This is a genomic window from Arenibacter troitsensis, assembly GCF_900177645.1.
Lineage (GTDB): Bacteria > Bacteroidota > Bacteroidia > Flavobacteriales > Flavobacteriaceae > Arenibacter > Arenibacter troitsensis.
This window is the reverse complement of sequence record NZ_FXAO01000001.1, coordinates 397,624-421,217: the sequence shown is the minus strand read 5'-3', so window position 1 is coordinate 421,217 and position 23,594 is coordinate 397,624. Positions and strand designations below refer to the sequence as shown.

The following is a 23,594-nucleotide window of genomic DNA, read 5'->3' as shown; positions in this document are numbered from 1 at the left end:
CGAATTGAAATTTTAGAGGGAATATTGGTTTACTTCTCCCCAAGGACATCATATTCCATTTCGTATAAGAAATTACCAACTCTTGAAAATGCCTAACTGAACATAGTGGCCTTATGTAAAACTTGGAGATTGTACTTAAAACCTTAACCTCATTTTCATTCAATCAGTTTATAATAACGTGCCATCCAGTAAGGCAACAGGTACTCATCACCTGCCAAACGGCTCATTTGAGATCCTCCTTGATCCAAGACAAACGGATTGGTATTATGCCTGTGCATTTCCCTCTCCCCGGGGTAGAGTACATTTGTGGTGGTCTGTCCCCTAAAATTCTGTGGTAAGAATTCCAGATCTTTTCGATGGGAGTTTTTAGTGGAATATCTATCCAGGTCCACATTAAATTCCCTTAAAAAGAATAAGGTAGAGTCCATATCAATATCGCCACTAACCCCGTAGGTACAGAGTTCCCAAAGACCATCCTTTTCGGGCCGTTCCAATTCCCAATGATCTCTGGCAACGGCTTCATACTTCTGTTTCAGCTCATCATTGAAGGGAAATTTGTGCAAAACCCAATAGGTTAAAAATGACATTTCATCATCGGAATGATTCCAAGAATCCCCCATTACATCCCCCATATGCACATATTCCAAGGTCCTGCGCATAGTCTTCATGGGAATCATGATATTTTCTAAATATCCATGATCCTCCATTAATCGGAAGGCCTCGGTCTTGTATATTTTCTTTCCCGTCAAGTGATAGGCCAATTGGAGTCCCGCGATTAAATGGGCACTGTTCAATTTCCTATCCGATACATAATCTGGATACCAATTTACATATTCTGGATTCCATCGGCCCCAGCGTGTAGGCTTCCCATCTACATCAACAAAATAGTAGTCATTTTCTATAATGTGGGTCATTATCGCATCTATAAAATTGGTAATGCGCTGTTTTTCTGCTGCGGTTTTTACAATAAACTTATCCATAACCGAAACTACAAAGAGGTAGGCTATATACTCATCCGTGCTGGTGGTTCCTTTCCAATCCCAATCTTTTTCTTGGGAAGGCCGCCATGCGTCATCATCAACAATAATACCCCTTCTTTCAAAGGTCCGGGCCGGAAAGCCCTTTAATGGATTTACGGTCAGTAATCTCTCATAGCACTCAAATGACTCCCACACGTATCTTTTGGCAAGTTCTTCGCCCGTGACGGCATATTTAAAGGCCTGACTGCCCAGGTAAAGTGAAGTCCATAATCCATCATTGTCATTATCCATGGAATGGGCAGTTTTCAAATCTCCCGGACTTCCGTATCGAAATTCGTTTACCCAGCCAAAACGCATATGGTATTTACGGATATCGTCCTCTATCCTTTTTGTCTTTTCTGCCAAGGTTTGGGTAATATATTTCACCTTGTTCAACCCTGTTGGGGTGAGAAAGTATAGGTCGCCCCTACTATCGCTTGTGATATCGACCACTTTATTGTGATCCAACCAACGTCTCCCGGCAAAATAACGGAATCGATCCGGCTCTTGTAAAAAGGCACCATTTTCCGATCCAAACCAGAGTTGATTGCCCACCTGAAGCATCTCGGAAATATTAGGTACCGGTAGTTTATTATTTCTATCCAAGACTGTTTGTCCTTTAAAGCTATCAACGGCATAAAATCCATCAGTTGATCCCACAAAAATTGTATTGTTCCTAAAAGCGAGGGCCGTCAGGTTCCCGCCCTTATGCAACAATTTCCAATCCATATTTTCCAAGACGTAGATAGCATCAGTGGTCAGATAATAGAATTTCTGATCATGAACATAAGCCTCCACCAATACCCCGTCCGGTAATTTGAGGTTGGCCATCTTTTTTGTTCGTTGATACAATGCGCCTTTTTTATTACCCAATAACATTACTTGATCTTGTTCATTAACCAAAATACGCCGGTACTCATTCTTTGGAAAGTACTCATAAATTGTTCCTGCATGGGCATTGGTAAGAAATTGATCGGCATACAGGTAATATAGATAACCCGTTCCTTCCTGAACGCAAATATCAACGGGTTTCTTTTTATCCAAGAGCCGATAGAATAGATCTTTGGACAGTTCGTCTTCATTGTAATCCCTAAAAAGACCTTTGTCCGTCAATACATATATAATATCATTATAGTCCACTACGACCTTTTTAAATTGGGCGTCCTTGAGCTCTTCCGATAGCACATATTTTACAGAGGTAGCCTGTTTAAAAGGCACATCAATGACTTGGGCCGTAATATTTGTCACGACCAAGGTTAGGTATAGCAATATATAAATCCTCATTTTCATAAATTTTGTTTTGGTCTCGAATCTTACAAAGTCAAGAAAAGAAGGATATAAAGGTACAGGAAGGAAAAACGATAAACTGCTAATATTTTACAGGATTCATATTATTTATTACCCATTTACATCCTTTATGAGGAATCAAATGGGGCAACAAATTACGAGCATTGTGCACAGGAAACCTATTTAGCAAAAAAAGGACACAAAGGCGGGCGCAGCACTAGTTTAAAGTGATGTGTTATGGAGGCCCTCCGTCTCTATGGTCTTGAACAAATCGGTAAGAATGGAATCCGACAATGGCTTTACTATAAAGTCTTTTACTATTTCATAGGTTTTGGCCTTTTCAATATCCTGATTATCTATTGAAGAGCTCACTATATACACCCTGGGCTTATTTTTAATAGGCAGTTTTACAAATTCATCCAAAAATTCCCATCCATCCATGATAGGCATATTTAGATCCAAGAAGATAACATCGGGCAGTTTCTCACCTGATCTTACCATGGAAGTGAGATTATCCAAAGCTTCCTTTCCATCCTCATTCACAATAACAGAGGAACCAAAACTACTGTTGTAGTTTAATAAAATTTTGGTTCCATAAACAAAAATGGGATCATCATCTATAATACATACTGTCTCTATCTTCATAACGATAAATAGTGTAAAAAGGCCAAATCAAATCAATAGTACATAGTAATCTCCGAATAATTAAAAGGGTCATTATTAAGTTATAATAATTCGGAAATAGTGCCAAAGATTTGACATTCCTTATTTTGGGTAAGTTTATTTTTTACAAAGTAATATTTTTCCTATAATTTGTATTTATACAAATGTAGGTAAAAATATCAAACTGATAGGGGGTATTTTAATAGCACCACCTGCATTTCAACGGATAATAGTGTATTTCAAATAATAGTTCATATACTTTTGCGTGCAACAGAGGATCCTTATTGATTTAGCGCTAATACAAAAGCTATTTAAGAACAATCCATTTCATCTCTGAAAATGTCATAAATAAATCGCATTTGTTGCATGACCAATAGTTTACGGCCCCAACATCGTTTTTAGTGATCTAATACCCTTCAGCCCTATGTAGCATATAGCTATTGACTATTTTACCTTCCTTTAATTCGTTCAATATCCAGGTATCCTTATTTTCACCATTGAGCAATCTCCAATTCTTTTCAGGCTTTGCCAAAAGTTTTTTAACATCACTTGGAAAGGCATTTGCCGCCCTGGCATTTTCCCAAGTCCTGATTACCTTAAATATGGCCTCCTTTTCTGGACAGCTTTCCACATCTTTCTGATTTAAATAGAGACTGTAAGTAGTACCGATCCCTACCGAAATTGCCTGTATATGTTCATATTGCCCAACCGTGGAATTGGCATTGATAGGAAAATTTCCACCCATTCCTACGGGAAAATAATTGGCATAGGTTACATCCCTAAGATCCTTTCCCTGGCTTGTTGCACTTCCCCATTCCCTAGTATCCACATCATATAGATTCTTCCCCCCTCCTACATTCCATATACTTTGATAATGCCAAGAACCCTCGGATAATGTAGCTCCAGTAAACCGGATAGGCGGAATACCATGTAGGGTGGCCCTGTCGAACATTTTTCCAAAAAAACGCTTGGCAGAATAATATCCATGCCCGTTATTAAACAAAAACTCCTGTCCATCAAAATCGTAATACCCCAAACCATTTATGTAACTTACATCAGCGTAATACTCCGCAATTTTATCCTGAAGCTGCATATTAGGTATCAATCCGTCATAGCCGTAATTAATGGTTACCTGTAATTTACATATGGTATCATTGGTTTTGTGTTCTGAGGGCGTGGTGCCCCAGTAGCCACGTTCTACATTCAAAAGTCGATAAGGCTCGTCTTCCGAAACGCCTAGATAATGGATAAGTTCCTTCCCAATTTTTACCATATTCAGGTTTTTGGCATGCCCCTCCCAACTGGCAATCTCGTCCAAATATTTGGGATCGCTTACAGAAATAAGGGTATCCGTTGCACTAATATTATTGGCCAATAAACGTTTTTGTTGACAACAAAGACTATCACTTGGCATTGGACTCGCATCCTTTGTCCCTGGGGCCAAAGAGGTTGTAATAGGGGTCCTTCCTATGGTAATCCCGTATTTTGCCGCCATTTTGGCGAATTCCTTATGCGACAAATTACCTGAAGTAAGTTTCAATGGTTTCTTTTCGAAATCCTTCCCGTCTATATACCCCCCATTTCCTCGATCTGGTCGTAAAAAGCTCTGATCGTATAGACTGATGGCCTTAAAGCCCAATCTGGAGGTATAAGATATAATACTATCGTAAAGACCCCCGCTGGTAATGGCATCCGGAACATAAGCGGCAGGGTCCTTCACCCATTTTCCATTCAAGGTAGGATAGGGAAGTCCTTCAGACAAAACAATATCTTGAATAACATCCATCAAGGCCGTGCTATCCGGACTGCCCCACAAGGCTACCGAAGACCCAATATAATCCACGCCGGGCAAAGGTTCAACTTGCAAATGGTTGGGGGTATTAGCCTCCATGTTGGGAATCAGTGAAAAATAAACCTCTCTCTTTTTTGTCCTGTCCCTTGAATTATAGGTAATGGATATCCTTCCCTTATCATCAATTTCAGCAGCATTTCCGTACAAAATTCTATAATAAGGTTCCTTGTGGGCATAAAAGGCTACGTCACTAATTCCGTTGCCGCCCAAGGTAAAAATTTGCCCTTCATATAGTTCTTCCGGCAATGGGTATTGAATAGTATCGGGCGAATGGATGACATATTGAAAAGGTGCGGCGTCTCCTATGGTCCTAGACGTGCCGCCCAAGGTATTGTCGTCCAGGGCCAGCATTCCCAGGGCATAATTGACGGTTTCACTGGTATCACGGGCCACCCCAATAATCTCTCCAAAAAGATTGGTAATATTGGTGTGGACAGAACCCCATTGAACGCCTTCAATATCTTCCCGGTTGGTCAAGGACTCAAGGGTGAATTTTAAATATTTGTCCTTCGGCTCAACCCTGATTTCAGCTCTGGAATTGTTGGGAAAGACAAGCACTATAGTATTATGGGGCAAATTAAATTCGGCACTAAGTGGCTGGTACAAGGTGTCTAGCTTGCTATTGTACAATGTCAACAGTGCAGAAGGTTTGTCAGTTGGACTCAACTCCCTAGGCTGCGACTTTGTAAGGTCTTTTATGCTATAAATAAGTCCCTGGTCATTAATACTTATTTGCAAATAATTTGTACTAAAACTGGTTTTTGAATTTTGGGAACAGCCAAGTACTAAAACAAAAAGTGGCAAGAGATAAACCCCATGCCCATATTTCTTTAAATAATAACCAACATTAGTGTATGTTTTTATCAATTTGTTAAGGTATTATAATGATAATATTTTCTTATTTCCATTGTCGAGATCAAATGCAATATAAATATAGAAGCCACAACTTTAATCAATATTGATATTGGATATATCGATGTCGATGGTAGGACTATCCTTTGCTATGGAATCCAATGGCATTTGACCTGGAAAAATACCTTGGACACTATCTATTTCTATGGGTTTATCCTTTAATATGGCAAGGGTATCCTTAATCCGCAATTCCTGTAAATAGGTAGAATCTGTTCGTGCCAACTCATAAGCCTCTGTTGCATTGGACTCTACGAAAGGCCTACAGGGAAAATAATCAAAATCATACTCAAAATTGGTAAGCATAGGTCTTTTCCAATAACTCAAATTTTTAAAAATGGAGGCTACAATTGGCAGGGCAGTATTGGCACCAGAACCCATACTAGTGGACGCAAATTGTACCCGCTTGTCAAAGGTGCCCACCCAGGAACCAACCACCAGCTCTGGGGAACAACCAATAAACCAGCCATCGCCATTATTTTGGGTAGTTCCCGTCTTACCAATAATATTATAGGGAATCCCATAACCCAATAAGCGCGACCCAGTGCCATCCCTAACTACGCCTTCCATCATTTTCTGCAAGGCCTTAATATTTTCGCTGCTCGCTACCCTTCCTTCATAACGCGGTTTTGCTTCGAACAAAACATTGCCCTGTTCATCTTCTATGCGATCAATGGCATAAGGTTTTATTTTGTTTCCTCCATTGGAAATACTGGCGTAAGCCGTTACCATTTCCAACAAACTAATATCGGCCGTACCCAACACAATGGATGGCACATTAGGAAGTTCCGATTCTATACCCATTTTCTTTGCCTGGCCCAAGACCCGCTCCGTACCGGTCTTCAATTGCAGGGTTACCGAAACCGTATTTATGGAATTTGCCAAAGCACCATGCATGGCATAACTGCCACCATACCTATTATTGGAATTTCGCGGTCTCCAATCCTCATATTTGGAATAAGTTATAAGATTATTGTCATAATAATTACAAGGGTCCTCCCCTGCCTGCAAAGCGGCCAAATAGGTAATAGGCTTAAAAGTGGAGCCGACCTGTCTGGGCGTAATAACATTGTCTATCTGACTAAATCCGTAATCGATGCCGCCTACATAGCCCATTATCCTACCAGAGACACTGCTTACAGCTATAACCCCAGCATGTAACCTATTGATACTTTTTACAATAGAATCCTCCAACGACTGCATTTGCTCTTCATATCCCTTGCCAATGACCCAATATTTTCTTTTTCGCTTTTCCTTGACAAAGGCGGCAATTTCAGCCTCGGTCCTACCCCTTTGCCGCATTTGCCTTACCTCCCTATTTTGATCTACCAATTTTTGAAGAAGTACCTCCTTACCGCCCTCTGTGGTGGCTGCTGCCCAATAGGTATCCATAAGTTTCTGAAGATTGTCCGCCTGTCTATGCAGGGCGGCTTCCGCATATTTCTGTATATTGGTATTTAAGGTAGTATATATATTTAACCCGTCTGCTTCCAAATCGTAGATATGACCGTCCGGCGCAGGGTTATCCTCTGCCCATAAAACAAACTCCCTAGCTACATAGTCTTTGAAGTAAGCAGAAAAAGAAGACACTTTCTTTGGGGTTTGATAATCCAATTTCAAGGGAGTCTGGGCCTCTTCAAAAGTTTCCCGGGAAATATAATGGTATTTAAGCATTTGCGACAATACCACATTCCGCCTCTGTTCGGCCCTTTCCGGAAAATTCCTTGGATTGTAATAGGACGGGGCCTTTAGTAGCCCCACCAAGGTAGCGCTTTCGGGCAGGGTCAATTCCTCTGGCGCCTTATTAAAAAAAAGAAAGGACGCCTTTTCAATACCGTAGATATTTTCGCCAAAGGAGACGGTATTGAAGTACAACAATATAATATCCTCCTTGTCGTAAATGCTTTCCAGTCTTCTAGCTATGAATATCTCCCTAATTTTATTGATCGGTGTAGAAAGAAAAAACTGTTTCTCCCTTCCGAACAAATTTTTGGCCACCTGTTGGGTGATAGTACTACCACCCCCGGCATTCTGCTGCAAAATGATGGATTTTATCAATACCCGTGCATAACTTTTGTAGTCTATCCCCCTATGTTCATAGAACCTTGAATCTTCCGTAGCCACTAGTGCCTGAATCAGGTCGGATTTTATTTGAGAACTATCGGCATTTGATCTGTTTTGTAGATAATAGTACCCAATAGGCTCTTTATTGGAGGCATAGATTGTAGAGGTAACAGGGTTTTTTAGGCTTTTTAAGTAGGCCTTGGACGGTAACTTCCCAAAAGCACCAAGGTAAATAACCAGAAATAGTAAAATTAAACTACAAAATCCGGCAATAGCCGCAAATAGCAATGACTTAAAGGGATGTTGCCTAACATAGGCGATTAATCCACGAAACCTTGACCACGTTTGTGCCAAAACCTTTTTTACACCTTCAAACATCATAATACCTTTTCACAAATTTCCATAATTAAAATTCCATAGCACATAAAAATAATTGAATATTCGATAACTGCTACTGTTTACATCTTAAATAAGTTTGAGCAGGATAGCAAGCACTATTATTTCAGGGCACTATTTGTTACAAAAGTATTCAGGACCTTAAAACAGACGGAAATAAAAATAGGTTGAGGACCATCCTATACTTCAGCTATGCCGACCGGACTGCGGTGCAGTGAACGATTGTATTGATTTACATCAGAAATAATATTAATTACACCGATTAAATCTACATTAACTTTTGTAATTTAAAGTTGTTCTTTATCTTGCTGATTAATTGCTTTTTAGAGGTACAAGTTTCACCTTAAAAGAATTATAATTTTAAGAAAATTTGTAATATTTGCGCTTTATCTTTGCAAGAAAATGTGCAATTCCTTTGAGCAATGTAGATTTATGACTGCGGTTAAATTGGCATCTTAAAATACTGTTATTGTATTTTTTTGTGTTTATGCCCTTAAAGGCTTTAATGCATACAGCGGAAGTTTATTTACATATTTAGAACCCGATCTTATGATAACACAGGTAACAAAAGGCATTAAAATTTCGGTAAACACCAGTTTTGAAGGAACTTTCTTTAAAAACTACAAAATGCATTTTGCTTTTGGTTATACCATAACCATTGAAAACCAAAGCAAGGATTCGGTACAATTAACATCTCGTCATTGGCAGATTTATGATTCCTTGAACGAATTGGAAGTTTTGGACGGGGAAGGGGTAATTGGCAAAAAGCCGGTAATCAAACCTGGAGAATCCCATACATACAGTTCCGGATGTTTATTAGCCTCCACCATTGGAGCCATGAAGGGCCATTACAATATGGTAAGCATAAATAATTCCGAAAAATTCAGAGTGTATATTCCCACTTTTAAGTTTAGTGCTCCATTTGCCCTAAATTAAATTTTAAATCCTACTTATGTAATCAATAATTCCATGGAGTAATTCATGGAAAATGCCTTGCGCTGTAACAACAACAATTACAGTTATTCCCGTTATCACCGTTCTTTTGCCATATCCCAAATTTCACACCCCCGTTAGTTTTATTTTCGCTAATGCATTTAGTACCTTTGCCGTGAATTTGAACTTAAAAAAAAATATCATGGGCAAAGGATTTTTTCAAGTCCCCGCGGCATATAACGAACCTATAAAAAGTTATGCCCCCGGCACACCAGAAAGGGAAGAAGTATTAAAACAATATAGTACCTATTTCAATGGTAAAGCAGACATACCAATGTATATTGGCGGAAAAGATGTAAAAACCGGAAACATCAGAACAATTTCCCCACCCCACGACCATCAACATATCGTTGGTCAATACCATATCGCCAACAAGGAAGATGTGTCCAATGCCATTTCCAACGCCTTGGAAGCCAGGAAACAATGGGCAGATTTGGAATGGGAGCAACGCGCTGCAATATTCCTAAAGGCCGCTGAATTGATTTCAGGCCCATATAGGGCAAAGATCAATGCCGCAACCATGATTGCGCAATCGAAAAATATACATCAAGCCGAGATTGATTCTGCCTGTGAACTTATAGATTTCCTTCGTTTTAACGTTGAGTATATGTCGCAGATCTATGAGGAACAACCAGATTCTGCCGAAGGTATATGGAACAGGGTGGAATACCGACCTTTGGAAGGCTTCATCTACGCCATAACCCCATTTAATTTCACTGCAATTGCCGGCAACCTTCCTGCCAGTGCAGCAATGATGGGAAATGTGGTATTATGGAAACCTAGTGATAGTCAAGTGTTTTCCGCAAAGGTAATCGTGGATATCTTTAAGGAAGCTGGACTGCCCGATGGCGTTATAAATGTGGTTTACGGAGATCCTGTAATGATTACAAAAGTAGCTTTGGACAGTCCGGATTTCGCCGGAATCCACTACACTGGATCCACCCATGTATTTAAGGAATTGTGGAAACAGATTGGAAACAATATCCACAAATACAAAACCTATCCTAGGATTGTAGGCGAAACAGGGGGCAAGGATTTTATAATTGCGCACCCTACCGCCAACACAAAACAGGTTGCAACGGCCATAGTGCGGGGAGCTTTTGAATTCCAAGGTCAGAAATGTAGTGCCGCCTCCAGGGTTTATCTTCCAAAATCCACATCCAAGGAAATATTGGAATATGTAAAGGCCGATGTGGAATCGTTTAACAAACCTGGTTCTACCGAAGATATGGGCAACTTTATTACGGCCGTTATCCATGAAGCTTCTTTTGACAAATTGGCCAAGTACATTGACCAGGCCAAAAAGGACAAGAATGCCGAAATATATGTGGGCGGTAATTATGATAAATCCAAGGGCTATTTCATTGAACCGACCGTAATCGTAACCACCGACCCAAAATATACCACCATGGAAACAGAACTTTTCGGTCCGGTGGTCACCATATACGTGTATGAGGACAAGGACTGGTCCAAAACGCTGACATTGGTAGATAGCACCTCCGAATACGCACTTACTGGCGCGGTACTTTCTGGAGATCGTTATTCTATTGCAGAAGCAACCAAAGTCTTGCAGAACTGTGCCGGCAACTTTTACATTAACGACAAACCAACAGGTGCCGTTGTAGGACAGCAACCATTTGGTGGAGCACGGGCTTCCGGCACCAATGACAAGGCTGGTTCCGCACAGAACCTTTTGCGTTGGGTTTCCCCTAGGCTTATAAAGGAAACTTTCGTTACTCCTGTAGATTATAGGTATCCATTCCTAGGATAAGGGAATTAATATAAATAATTAGGGCCCGTATTTGCTTTAGCAGTTACGGGCCCTGTCATTTATAAAATTCTACCCACCCTGAAGGCAACCACCCGTCCGTAGTCCGCCCCGTAAAGCTCCTAATTTGGGCAATCAAAAGGTCGTTATTTTCACAATAAACCTTGGCCAAAGAACATTTTTAACATAATTAAAACCATCTGTCACATAATTTTAATGTAAATTTAACGTTAACTTATTGTAAATTTACAGTGAATTTAAAGTTAACGTTAAAGCGAGTGACCATGAAAGAAAGCATAGAAAACAAAATCCAGAGTAAAGTAAAACGATTTTCATTTAGGAATATCCCCAATTACATAAAGGCCTATGCCAAGGTTTGTAGGGAGTCCTATTACCATATGTTAAGTCTTTAGTACTAGCCCTTATATTTTACAGGTAAGTATACCAACTTTTTGGTTTCAAAGAATTCCTCTTCAAATATTGCCGAAAGATCATAGATTTCAACGGTACGGTATTCCTTTAATTCTTCTTCAAGATCTCCCCCTTTTAAATAAAGGATTCCATTCTTGCGTTCGTGTTCGGATTTCTTTTTTATTTTGCCCTTCACCCAATGTGTAAAGGTTGGCATAGCCGCTACTGCCCTACTAACTATAAAATCGAATTGTCCCTTAATTTCTTCCACTCTCGAATTGACCGCAGTGACATTTTCAATTTCCAGTCCCGACACCACTTCCTGCACCACTTTAATCTTTTTCCCTATAGCATCGACTAGGGTAAAATGGGTCTCGGGAAATAAAATGGCCAAGGGAATCCCAGGAAAACCTCCTCCGGTTCCAACATCCAATACTTCCGCCCTAGGGTTAAATTTTTGAAATTTTGCTATCGCCAATGAATGCAATACATGTCGCATGTAAAGCTCATCGATATCCTTTCTGGAGACCACATTAATCTTTAAGTTCCAATCCTGGTACAAATGTTGCAGTTTTTCTATTTGCTGTTTCTGCAAATCCGTTAAATCTGGAAAATATTTGTAAATGATTGTATAGTCCATTTTGTTTCGTTAAATTTTTGCAAAAATAGTACTTTAACAGGCACAGCCTAAGTTTTAACAAAACAGTTATACTTAATTTGGGCTCTAATTGCCGTATATTTACAAAAAATTAAATCATGGACAACAATCCCATAAGATTTTCACGAAAAGACTCTGCCCAATTCTTCAAAACACTAAATAAGCGCGTTAATGATTATTTCAAGGAAAACGACCTTAAAAAGACAGGGAACTGGAAATTGCACTTAAAAACCGCCGTAATGTTTGCCTTATTTTTGGCACCCTATTTTCTAATACTAACCCTTGGACTTCCAAATTGGGCCAATTTATTGCTTACCATTACCATGGGCGTGGGTATGGCCGGCGTTGGCATGAATGTAATGCATGACGGTAACCACGGTTCCTATTCCAACAAAAAATGGGTAAATAAACTCATGGGCGGCAGTATCTACATCTTGGCCGGCAACGTTTACAACTGGCAGGTACAACACAATGTACTGCACCATACCTACACCAATATACATGAACACGATGAAGATTTGGAAGCTGGAAGGATCCTTAGGTTTTCAAAGCATGCCAAATGGCATAGATTCCACAAATTTCAGCATTTTTACTCTATATTCCTATATGGCCTTCTTACATTCAACTGGGCCATCACCACGGATTTTCAGCAGATGTACCGTTATACCAAAAGGAAATTGGCCTATGGCAAATTTCCTAATCCGTTTATAAACTGGAGTATGCTGGTAGTAACCAAACTTATTTATCTAACCATCTGGATTATTGTACCTATGGTATTTCTGGATATAGCCTGGTGGAAAATTCTTTTAGGATTTTTTATAATGCATTATGTTGCAGGGGTTATCCTTAGTGTCGTTTTCCAATTGGCACATGTTGTGGACGAAGCGGATACACCCTTACCCGAAAAGGACGGTACCATGAAAAACACTTGGGCCATTCACCAATTGTTCACCACTGTAAATTTTGGCACTAAAAATCGTATAGTGAATTGGTTTACAGGAGGTTTAAACCATCAGGTGGAACATCACATTTTCCCAAACATCAGCCATATTCATTACACAAAAATTGCCAAAATTGTTAAAGAGACTGCAAAAGAGTTTAATTTACCATACAACGAATATAAAACTACAAGAAAAGCTATAATTTCGCACTTCAAACATTTAAAGGAACTGGGCAAAAAACCCAAATTACAATATCAGTAAATTACAATATAAAAATGAAGAACCATTTATCCGATAGGATCAATTCCATGTCCACCTCGGCCACATTGGCTATGGCGGCCAAAGCCAGAGAATTAAAAAATGAAGGCAAAGATATCATTGGCTTAAGTCTCGGGGAACCCGACTTTAACATCCCTGATTTTATCAAGGAAGCAGCCAAAGAGGCCATAGACCAAAATTACAGTAGCTATTCCCCCGTGGATGGTTATGCCGACCTAAAGCAGGCTATTGCCAATAAATTTAAAAGGGACAATGGACTAACTTATGGTCTTAACCAGATTGTAGTCTCAACAGGAGCAAAACAATCCTTGGCAAATATTGCCATGGTAATGCTCAATGATGGTGACGAGGTTATACTACCTGCTCCTTATTGGGTTAGTTATAGCGATATTGTGAAATTGGCACAAGGTGTTCCCGTAGAAGTGCCTACAAGCATTGACACCGATTTTAAAATGACACCGGAACAATTGGAGCAAGCCATTACTCCTAAAACCAAAATGATGTGGTTCAGCTCCCCTTGTAATCCAAGTGGATCCGTATACAACAAGGAGGAATTGGAAGGTTTGGCCAAAGTTTTGAGAAAACACCCCAACATTTTTGTGGTATCCGATGAAATCTATGAACACATCAATTTCAGGGGAGGTCATGTAAGTATAGCCAATATTGAAGGCATGTACGACCGCACCATAACCGTAAACGGAGTTTCCAAGGCGTTTGCGATGACCGGATGGCGTATAGGATATATTGGAGGTCCGGAATGGATCGCCAAGGCCTGCACCAAGTTTCAGGGACAGATTACCAGTGGTGCCAATTCTATTGCACAACGCGCTACTATTGCCGCCCTTAATGCGCCAATATCCTCCATTAAGTTTATGATCGACGAATTCCATAAAAGACGTGATCTTGTATTGGAACTATTGGGTGAAATAAAGGGATTCAACTTGAATGTCCCAGAAGGAGCATTTTATGTATTCCCAGATATTTCCAGCTTCTTTGGCAAGACATTAAACGGAACATTGATCAACAATGCTTCCGATTTTGCGCTATACCTATTGGAAAAAGCCAATGTGGCTACCGTAACTGGTGAAGCCTTCGGAAACGACAATTGTATACGTATTTCCTATGCCGCTTCCGAGAAGGAACTTAGGGAGGCAATGGCCAGAATAAAGGCCGTATTATAATATAGACTTTAATCATAAAAAAATGGACGTCCACATCGGCGTCCATTTTTTTTATCCTCTTTTTGCATCCTAAGTACGCTTCCAAAAATACGGCGAAAATAGGATCAATACCGTAAATAGCTCCAACCTACCCAAAAGCATTAGAAATCCACACCACCATTTCCCTAAGGCAGGAAGGCTGTTAAAATTGACCAGCGGATTCAATGTACCTAAGGCAGGCCCTACATTCCCCAGAGAGGATGCAGCCCCTCCCACCGCACTTTCAAAATCCAATCCTAGCGCACCAAGCACCAAGGAACCAATAATGAATAGCAACATATAGAGCACAAAGAATGCAATGATATTGTAAACGATATTTTCAGGTACCGTCTTATTGTTATATCTAACGGGAATTATGGCGTTGGTATGGAGGGTACGCTTAAATTCCAACAGCCCATTCTTAATAATAAGCAAATGCCTCATTACCTTGATACCCCCTGCGGTTGAACCAGCGGACCCCCCAAGGAAAAACAGTCCGAAAAAGAATATGGTCAAAAAGGGTGTCCAAGAGGTAAAATCGGCAGTAACAAATCCTGTCGTCGTAATTACCGAGACCACTTGAAACAAGGTATGTCTAAAGGCGCTTTCCACCTCTCCGAACACCATGGGATGAAAATCGGACATTGGCACATTGGCCTGAAAATAAACTACCAAACTGGCCACTATGGTAAAGCAAAAAATAAAGATGGAATAGAATTTAAATTCTTCATCCATAAGCACTTTTTGTACTTTACCCTTAAAGGCATAATAGCTCAATACAAAATTGCTTCCGGCCAAAAACATGAACAAAATAACAATGTACTGAATCAAAGGTTGATCGTTCCAATAGGCCATACTGGCATTTTTGGTAGAAAAACCGCCCGTGGAAAGAGTTGCCAAAGAATGGTTTACCGCATCAAAAAAGGACATTCCCGCCAATTTCAACAATAGGGTCTCAGCCACGGTATAACTAAAGTAAATTAGCCAAAGTCGCTTCGCGGTATCGGTAATCCTAGGATGTAATTTATCCCCACTTGGTCCGGGAGCCTCCGCGGCGAACAACTGCATTCCCCCAATGCCCAACAGTGGCAAAATTGCTATGGCCAAGACTATAATCCCCATACCGCCTATCCAATGCGTTAGACTCCTCCACAAAAGGATTCCCTCGGGCAACGCCTCTATATCATCAACCACCGATGCTCCCGTAGTAGTATAACCGGACATCGTCTCAAAAAAAGCATTGGTAACGTTGGGTATGGCACCGGAAAAAAGATAGGGCAGCATCCCTGATGCGGACATTACCAACCAACCAAAAGTAACAATAATGTATCCCTCCTTTCGCTTAACCTCCTTTTTGTGGTTTCGCGTATAGAACATAGACAAAACACCAGCAAGCATTGTAACCACGGCCGCTAGGGTAATATCCAAGGTGGCTCCATCATCATACACCCCGCTTACCACAGCAGCCAAAATCATAAAAAAACCATTACAAAGTAATAGCAATCCCATGAGGTGAAAGATAATTTTTGAATTTAGGCCCATACTACAGGAATAGCTTTTCAATTTTTGGAATGGCACTTGGCAAACAACATACCACTACCCTATCGCCCTCTGTAATTTTAAATCCCCCTAGGGCAATAATCCCTTGATTGTCGCGGATTACACCTCCAATAGTAGCTTCCCTAGGAAATTCAAGCTCCCGTATTATTTGCCCGTTTACTTGGGAAGTTGGCTTTACAATGAATTCCAAAATTTCGGCATTTAAATTATTCAAGCGGGTCATCGCTACTATTTCCCCTTTCCGGATATGCCTGAAAATATTATTCGCAGCCAGTAGCTTCTTGTTTAACAGGGTATCTATTCCTATAGAGTGCGATAATTGAAAATAATCCATGTTCTCTACAAGGGCGATTGTCTTTTTAACATTCTTGGATTTGGCTACCAAACAAGACATTATATTTGTTTCAGAATTTCCAGTTACAGCCACGAAAGCATCCATAGCCTCCAGATTTTCCTCCTCCAACAGTTCCACATTTCTACCATCGCCATTAATGATAAGGGCATTGGGAAGTTCATCCGCCAAATCGAAAGCTTTTTCCTTATTCTTCTCAATAAGCTTAACGTTAAACCTATTTCTACAAAGATCCCTAGCGGTCTTAAAACCAACCTTACTGCCTCCAAGTATCATAACATTTTTAATGTCCTTCTTCTCCTTCCCGGTAAGTTTGTACAGTTCGTCCAAACCTTCTCTGGAAGTAATAAAGTACACCTGATCATTTTCCTTAAAAACCGTATCCCCTCTGGGAACTATGGTGTATTGGGTACCCATCCTTTGAATGGCAATGGGCATAAAATGCAGCTCTGAAAATATCTGGGCCGCCTCCATAACCGTCTTTCCCACAAAAGGAGCGGTACTTGGCAGGGATACGCCCACCATAATCAAAAGACCTTCCTCAAATTCATAGGTATTGTTAAATGCAGATTGATTCAACAAAAGTTGTATTTCCGTAGCAGCCAAAGCTTCTGGAGAAATCAGCTCATCGATTCCCAAGTCCGAAAATCTAATGGCTTCTTTATTATGAATAAACTCAGCATTGGAAATACGGGCTATTGTTCGCTTACAACCCAATTGCTTTGCCAACATACACAAGGTAATATTAGTGGTCTCGGAAGAGGTTACCCCAATGACCAAATCGGATTTTTCCACTTGTGCATCCTTTAATATGGCGATGGAGGTAGCATCCCCCCTTAACACCCTAATATCCAAATGACTGTCCGCATACGATAAACTATCCTTATTACTGTCTATCAGAGTAATATCCTGGGATTCATAAGACAATAATTTCGCCAAATGAAAACCTACTTCACCAGCCCCTGCAATAATAATTTTCATCTGTTATATAAATTGTTTTTCATCAACCGAAGTACACAATAATTAATGATCACTTTAGCGTTGCCAGGGTTCCAAACCGTAAGACACCCAATAGCAATGCTAAACTAAATCCATTTCCTTGGCATAACTCCTTTTGGAATTTCGAATTAAATCCATTTATACCATATAGGAAAGAAGCTTGTAAAAGCATATTTCAATTAAAATCTGAATGTAAGCGCGACAAAATTACATAATTAAATTGGGTTGTATTCTAAAATATACGAGTTAAACAGACAGAGGTCAACCCTAATTGTAAAAATTAGAAGCATAACTTTAGCTCTATATAGTATCTTTACCAAAAATTTAATGATTATGGATAAAAAGGTAACCCCATATAAAGATTCAACGTTGGGCAAGAAGGAACAGGTTACAAAAATGTTCGATACCATTTCCGGAAATTACGATGGACTTAACAGGGTTATATCTTTTGGGATTGATATTAAATGGAGAAAGCGGGTGGTATCCATAGTCTCCGAAAAAAATCCAGCCAAAATATTGGACATTGCTACCGGAACAGGCGACTTGGCCATAAACATGATCAAAACAGGTGCCAAAGAGATTATCGGTTTGGATATTTCCCCTGGAATGTTGGAGGTTGGCAAAAAGAAGATTTCTGAAAAAAACCTTGGGAACACCATAAAAATGATCGTTGGTGACAGCGAAAATCTACCTTTCGAAGCCAACTCCTTTGATGCCGTTACGGTGGCCTTTGGGGTAAGGAATTTTGAAAATCTTGAAAAAGGACTTGAAGAAATATACAGGGTCTTGAGTCCCGGAGGCTCGTTTGTTGTTCTCGAAACTTCCATTCCCACAAAAACTCCCTACAAACAAGGGTATAAAATCTATACCAAATACATTCTCCCGGCCATTGGTAAGCTGTTTTCCAAAGATCGCAGTGCTTATGCCTATTTATCCGAATCCGCAGCTGCCTTTCCACATGGAAAACAGTTCAACAATATTTTGGCTAAAATTGGGTTTATAGGTATAGACAATAGACCCCAAACATTTGGGGTTGCCTCTATTTACGTAGCTACAAAATAAAATATGAAAAATATTTTTGTTCTTTTTATTGTTTTTTATGCACTAGGCAACACGGCAATTGCCCAGTTTAATGAAAAACCCGTAATGAACCTTGAAAATGAGGACAAGCCATTACTAAATTGGGGATATTTTTTAGGCTTTAATCAATACGACTTCAAATTTGAATACAAAGATGATCTCCCCGATATTTTGGTGGACAAATCATTTGGATTCAATGTTGGTCTGATCGGGGAACTGCGTCTCAACCAATTTTTGGACCTTCGATTTGAACCTGGACTCCACTACAACCAGAGAAATTTGGGTTTTCCGGGATTTGATAACGAAAGGGATGCCATTAGGGAGGTAAAATCGACCTATATAAATTTTCCCTTGCTCCTAAAGGTCAGTACCAAAAGACTGGGGAATTGGAAACCATTTCTTGTTGGCGGGGCATCTACCTCATTAAACCTTGGAAGCAATGAACAAAGTTTGGACGACAACAGCAGTGCCACTTTCCGAATGAAAAAGACCACATATTACTATGAAATGGGTTTTGGGATCGATTTCTATTTGGAATATTTTAAGTTTACCCCCTCTATCCGAGGAGTTTTCGCCATTAATGATGAATTGATAAGGGATAATGACCCCAATAGCCCGTGGACGGGCAATATTGAAGCTATGATGACCAGGGGACTTTTCATCAACTTTACTTTTGAATAGTAAGTTAACCCCTTCTAATTTCGTTTAACAGTATAGCGGTGGCCGTTGCCACATTTAAACTTTCTGCGGTTTTAGGCCCAAACTGTGGAATGCTGATTTTTTTGCCAATCAAAGCTTCCATGACTTCCGACACCCCATTGGCCTCATTCCCCATAACCAATATTCCCTTTTTGGAAAATTCTTCCTTATAGACCACGGCACCATCCATAAATGCCCCGTAGACCGGAACCCCGCAATTTCCAATAATCCCATGCAAATCGCCATACACAATATTTACCCTACTAACAGATCCCATAGTAGCCTGTAATACCTTAGGATTATAACAATCCACGGAATTGGATGAACATATTATGCTTTTGACCCCAAACCAATCGCATAGGCGGATAATGGTTCCCATATTTCCCGGATCCCTAACATCATCCAACGCAATGACCCAGTCCGAAAAATCCAATGGTTCCGGTTCTGGAATATGAAATACGCCCAGAACCTTATTTGGAGTGGATAACCCACTCATTTTTTTCAATTCCCCTTCACTTATCAACTCCACAAAATTGGCGTCCCTTGGCAGCACTTTGCTGTCCGTTACATATATTCTATAGACCTTCAGGGAAGAATCAAGTAGTTCCCTAACGGTCTTTACCCCCTCCACTACAAACAACTTGTTTTGTGTTCGGTACTTTTTTTGCTGTAAATTTTTTATAAATTTTATTTGGCTTTTAACAACCATACAAATAATGTATTTTTGACTTCTATGAGGACACGGCCGTGTATGCTATTTAACTTTACGAAAATAGGATTATTATTGCTAGTAATTGCAATTACCTCCTGCAATGCAACAAAAAGGGTAGCTGATGATGAACTCTTGCTGACCAAAAATCTTATTTATGCCGATAGTGTAAAAATTACCAACGAGGATATACATAGCCTTATTTTTCAAAAACCCAATAGCGCATTGCTGGGGTATCCCCTAAGGCTAAATCTTTACAATCTAGCCAAGAAAAATCCAGATTCCTCCTTTCAGGCCTGGTTGCACAAAAAGGAAAAAAGGGAGCAGCGCCTCATCAATATCCTTTCTAAAAAACAAGTGGAAAGATTGGGTGAATCATTTTTGGTGAAAGGGGCCAGCGTATGGTTAAAAAATATAGGAGAACCTCCCATGGTCATAGACACTTCACGAACAAGAAGGTCTTTGCAAAGACTGAATGCCTATTATAAAAGCAAAGGGTATTTTAATAACTCCACCACTTATGAAATAGATACCAGTCTTAGAAAACAGCGCGCTATCATAAATTACAAGTTGGATTTGGGCACTCCTTATGTCATAGACTCGATATCCACAAAAATTACCTCCTCTGCACTGGACTCCATCAACAATGCCAATAAGAGTGATTCCTTTATTAAACCAGGGCAACGAATAGACCTGGACAATTTTAATAGTGAAAGGGAACGCTTGACCAATCTTTTTAGAAACAATGGAATCCACAATTTTCAAGAGAGCTCCATTTCATATGATCTAATTGGGGACACCACCAAACTAGGGAACAACCAAAAATTGGATATCCTTTTAAATATCGAAGATTTAAAGACTAGAACGGATAATGCGCTTTCCACATCGGAATACAAGATCCATACCTTTAAAAAAATCAATATTTACACGGACTATACCTTCAATAATGGATTGGACAGTCTAAAAAAAGTGGATTATAAGGATTTCACGATCTATTATCAAGGAAAATTACGTTATAAGCCCAAAACGCTTACTGATGCCGTTTTCCTAAAAAAAGACAGTATTTACAGGGAAATTAACCGGATTAGAACATACAGGCAGATTACCAACCTTAATACTTTTAAATATCCAAATATTGAATTCGTAGCAGATAGTACGGCATCCGAATTAACTGCCAATATCTATCTTTCCCCTCGTCCTAAATACTCCTTGGGCACCGATTTTGACGTAACCCACTCCAACATTCAATTTTTGGGCATTGGGTTTAGCCCCTCCCTGCAGGCCAGAAATTTGTTCAAAGGGGCAGAAAACCTTAGCATATCGGGAAGGATAAGCATAGGGGCCTCAAGTGATCCGGACATAGCGGACAACCGGTTTTTCAATATTCTGGAGATGGGTGCCGATATGAACCTTAATCTGCCCCGTATTTGGTTTCCTTTTTTAAAGACATCCCGAATTATACCCAACTACATGCTTCCCAAAACCAAATTATCGATTGGGACAAGTTTTCAACAAAATATTGGGCTGGACAAACAAACCTTGAATTCTGTATTTGGCTACAATTGGTCCCCATCAGATTTTATAAAGAATACTGCCGAATTACTGAATGTGCAGTTTGTCCGCAATGTAAACCCAGATCGATTTTTTGCCGTATACGAGAGTACTTATGAAAGTTTGGATGAAATTGCCGACAATTACGAAACAGAACCTGCCCTGGCCGATTATTTTAAGACCACAGATGACGGTACCGATCTGCAGTTGATTATTCCGGAAGGCACCACCGGCTTTACCAATACCATTCTAAATGGAGAGGTATCTTCCAGCGAAACTGATTATGAGGATGTAAGCAGTATTGAGGAAAGAAGAGTAAGGCTCACCGAAAACAATTTAATATTTGCAAGCAATTACACTTTTACGAAAAATAACAAAAGCGGAACTGCCGATAACGATTTTTATCAGTTTAGGCTTAAATTGGAAAGTGCCGGAAACCTATTGTCGGGAATTTCCAAAATAATTCCCTTCTACACCAGCGAAGACGACAAACTATTGGTTTTCAACGTACCTTTTTCACAATATATAAAAACGGAATTGGATTATATAAAACATTGGAGCACCTCAAGGACCAATGTTTTGGCCTTTAGGAGTTTCCTTGGTATTGCAATACCTTATGGAAATTCGGACAACATACCTTTCGTAAGAAGTTATTTCGCCGGTGGCTCCAACGACAACCGCGCCTGGCTACCCTATTCCCTAGGACCAGGAAGGACCGATAACATAAACGACTTTAACGAAGCAAATTTAAAAATTGCCTTTAATCTGGAATACAGGTTTCCTATAGTAGGCGATATAAAAGGGGCTCTCTTTGCCGATGCCGGCAATATTTGGAATGTCCTGGACAATGTCACCGACGAGAAGGCGACCTTTGAAAATTTGCGCTCCCTTGGGGATATAGCCTTGGGTACCGGTCTTGGAATCCGTTACGATTTTACGTATTTTGTATTCAGATTGGATATGGGTCTTAAAACCTATAATCCGGCCGAAGAATCTTCAAAAAGATGGTTTCGGGACTACAATCTATCCAATGCAGTATTCAACATAGGTATAAATTATCCTTTTTAGAGCTGATTATTTTATTACTTTTGTCGCATCTTTTTAATTAACTACATTAAAACAAGAATATGGCACACAATATTAAACCAGGAGTTGCAACCGGAGATGAGGTACAAAAAATTTTCAATTATGCCAAGGAAAAAGGATTTGCCCTACCTGCTGTTAATGTTATAGGATCGAATACTATTAACGGAGTTTTGGAAACTGCTGTCAGTTTAAATGCTCCTGTAATTATACAGTTCTCCAACGGAGGAGCACAGTTCAATGCTGGAAAAGGATTATCAAATGACGGACAACAAGCTGCCATATTGGGCGCAGTGGCAGGAGCAAAACACGTTCATCAATTAGCCGAAGCCTATGGTGCTACCGTTATTTTACATACAGACCACTGTGCAAAAAAATTATTGCCTTGGATAGATGGTTTGTTGGATGCAAGTGAAAAGCACTTTGAAGAAACAGGAAAACCGCTTTACAGCTCGCATATGATAGACCTATCAGAGGAGTCACTTGAGGAAAATATTGAAATTTGCAAAAAATATCTTGCCAGAATGAGCAAGATGGGAATGACCCTGGAAATAGAATTGGGAATAACCGGTGGTGAAGAGGACGGAGTGGACAACTCCGATGTGGACGATTCCAAACTATACACACAACCGGAAGAGGTTGCCTATGCCTACGAGGAGCTATCCAAAGTGAGCCCAAAATTTACCATAGCGGCCGCCTTTGGCAATGTACATGGTGTATACAAGCCAGGAAATGTAAAATTGACCCCAAAAATCCTTAAAAATTCACAGGAATTCGTTACTAAAAAATACGGGGTAGAACATAACCATATCGATTTCGTATTCCATGGCGGATCCGGATCTACCGTAGAGGAAATTCGCGAAGCTATTGGATACGGAGTTGTTAAAATGAATATAGACACCGATCTACAGTATGCCTTCTTGGAAGGAATCAGGGACTATATCCAAGATAAAAAGGATTATTTACAATCCCAGATCGGCAATCCAAACGGGGCCGACGAGCCAAATAAAAAGTTTTACGACCCACGTGTTTGGTTGAGAGAAGGAGAAAAAACGTTTGTTACACGTCTAAAAAAGGCTTTTGAAGACCTTAACAATGTGAATACCTTATAATCCCCCAATC

The 23,594-nt window shown here is 39.9% G+C and carries 17 protein-coding genes; 9 read left to right on the top strand and 8 right to left on the bottom strand.

The features are described 5' to 3' along the window. Positions 1-155: 155 nt before the first annotated feature. From B9Y87_RS01695 to B9Y87_RS01680, 4 genes are all read right to left on the bottom strand, one after another. Positions 156-2,309, bottom strand: coding sequence for a ligand-binding sensor domain-containing protein (locus B9Y87_RS01695; protein WP_085495572.1), 2,154 nt, complete (start codon positions 2,307-2,309; stop codon positions 156-158). 219 nt (positions 2,310-2,528) lie between these two features. After that, positions 2,529-2,951, bottom strand: a complete 423-nt coding sequence (locus B9Y87_RS01690) for a response regulator (protein WP_085495569.1) — start codon at positions 2,949-2,951, stop codon at positions 2,529-2,531. A gap of 424 nt (positions 2,952-3,375) precedes the next feature. Beyond that, complete coding sequence (locus B9Y87_RS01685; RefSeq protein ID WP_217807476.1) at positions 3,376-5,688, bottom strand: hypothetical protein; 2,313 nt, start codon at positions 5,686-5,688, stop codon at positions 3,376-3,378. Positions 5,689-5,769: 81 nt separating this feature from the next. Next, the gene (locus tag B9Y87_RS01680) at positions 5,770-8,175 is read right to left on the bottom strand and encodes a transglycosylase domain-containing protein (protein ID WP_245808618.1); all 2,406 of its coding nucleotides are present in this window, start codon (positions 8,173-8,175) and stop codon (positions 5,770-5,772) included. Between the two features lie 564 nt (positions 8,176-8,739). Here B9Y87_RS01680 and apaG point away from each other — a divergent pair. From apaG to B9Y87_RS22275, 3 genes are all read left to right on the top strand, one after another. Beyond that, complete coding sequence (apaG, locus tag B9Y87_RS01675; RefSeq protein WP_085495565.1) at positions 8,740-9,126, top strand: Co2+/Mg2+ efflux protein ApaG; 387 nt, start codon at positions 8,740-8,742, stop codon at positions 9,124-9,126. 199 nt (positions 9,127-9,325) lie between these two features. After that, positions 9,326-10,954, top strand: a complete 1,629-nt coding sequence (gene pruA / locus B9Y87_RS01670; protein ID WP_085496600.1) for an L-glutamate gamma-semialdehyde dehydrogenase — start codon at positions 9,326-9,328, stop codon at positions 10,952-10,954. Positions 10,955-11,235: 281 nt separating this feature from the next. Continuing rightward, a complete protein-coding gene (locus B9Y87_RS22275) occupies positions 11,236-11,364 on the top strand; it encodes a hypothetical protein (RefSeq protein WP_262483162.1) in 129 nt (42 codons plus the stop codon). A gap of 2 nt (positions 11,365-11,366) precedes the next feature. Here the strand turns inward: B9Y87_RS22275 and rsmG are convergent, their stop codons facing one another. Beyond that, positions 11,367-12,002, bottom strand: a complete 636-nt coding sequence (rsmG, locus tag B9Y87_RS01665) for a 16S rRNA (guanine(527)-N(7))-methyltransferase RsmG (protein WP_085495562.1) — start codon at positions 12,000-12,002, stop codon at positions 11,367-11,369. Between the two features lie 116 nt (positions 12,003-12,118). Here rsmG and B9Y87_RS01660 point away from each other — a divergent pair, with 116 nt between their 5' ends. Together B9Y87_RS01660 and B9Y87_RS01655 are read left to right on the top strand one after the other, a co-directional pair. Further along, positions 12,119-13,222 (top strand): fatty acid desaturase family protein, encoded by a 1,104-nt coding sequence (locus B9Y87_RS01660; protein WP_085495561.1) that lies wholly within the window; start codon positions 12,119-12,121, stop codon positions 13,220-13,222. 14 nt (positions 13,223-13,236) lie between these two features. Beyond that, on the top strand, positions 13,237-14,421 hold the full coding sequence (locus B9Y87_RS01655) for a pyridoxal phosphate-dependent aminotransferase (RefSeq protein ID WP_085495559.1): 1,185 nt from the start codon (positions 13,237-13,239) through the stop codon (positions 14,419-14,421). A 69-nt stretch (positions 14,422-14,490) separates the two neighbouring features. On the opposite strand, the gene B9Y87_RS01650 is transcribed toward B9Y87_RS01655, so the two are convergent. Both B9Y87_RS01650 and trkA read right to left on the bottom strand, forming a co-directional pair. Beyond that, a complete protein-coding gene (locus B9Y87_RS01650; protein ID WP_085495557.1) occupies positions 14,491-15,981 on the bottom strand; it encodes a TrkH family potassium uptake protein in 1,491 nt (496 codons plus the stop codon). 1 nt (position 15,982) lies between these two features. Beyond that, positions 15,983-17,332 (bottom strand): Trk system potassium transporter TrkA, encoded by a 1,350-nt coding sequence (gene trkA / locus B9Y87_RS01645; protein WP_085495555.1) that lies wholly within the window; start codon positions 17,330-17,332, stop codon positions 15,983-15,985. Between the two features lie 351 nt (positions 17,333-17,683). On the opposite strand from trkA, the gene ubiE reads away from it, so the two are divergent. Together ubiE and porT are read left to right on the top strand one after the other, a co-directional pair. Continuing rightward, positions 17,684-18,412 (top strand): bifunctional demethylmenaquinone methyltransferase/2-methoxy-6-polyprenyl-1,4-benzoquinol methylase UbiE, encoded by a 729-nt coding sequence (gene ubiE, locus B9Y87_RS01640; RefSeq protein WP_085496598.1) that lies wholly within the window; start codon positions 17,684-17,686, stop codon positions 18,410-18,412. Between the two features lie 3 nt (positions 18,413-18,415). Further along, on the top strand, positions 18,416-19,111 hold the full coding sequence (porT, locus tag B9Y87_RS01635; protein WP_085495552.1) for a type IX secretion/gliding motility protein PorT/SprT: 696 nt from the start codon (positions 18,416-18,418) through the stop codon (positions 19,109-19,111). Between the two features lie 4 nt (positions 19,112-19,115). Here the strand turns inward: porT and B9Y87_RS01630 are convergent, their stop codons facing one another. Further along, the gene (locus B9Y87_RS01630) at positions 19,116-19,838 is read right to left on the bottom strand and encodes a TrmH family RNA methyltransferase (RefSeq protein ID WP_085495550.1); all 723 of its coding nucleotides are present in this window, start codon (positions 19,836-19,838) and stop codon (positions 19,116-19,118) included. Positions 19,839-19,913: 75 nt separating this feature from the next. Here B9Y87_RS01630 and tamL point away from each other — a divergent pair, with 75 nt between their 5' ends. Together tamL and fbaA are read left to right on the top strand one after the other, a co-directional pair. Beyond that, complete coding sequence (gene tamL / locus B9Y87_RS01625; protein WP_317045102.1) at positions 19,914-22,457, top strand: translocation and assembly module lipoprotein TamL; 2,544 nt, start codon at positions 19,914-19,916, stop codon at positions 22,455-22,457. A gap of 59 nt (positions 22,458-22,516) precedes the next feature. Next, positions 22,517-23,584, top strand: coding sequence for a class II fructose-bisphosphate aldolase (fbaA, locus tag B9Y87_RS01620; RefSeq protein WP_085495546.1), 1,068 nt, complete (start codon positions 22,517-22,519; stop codon positions 23,582-23,584). The last annotated feature ends 10 nt before the right edge of the window (positions 23,585-23,594 follow it).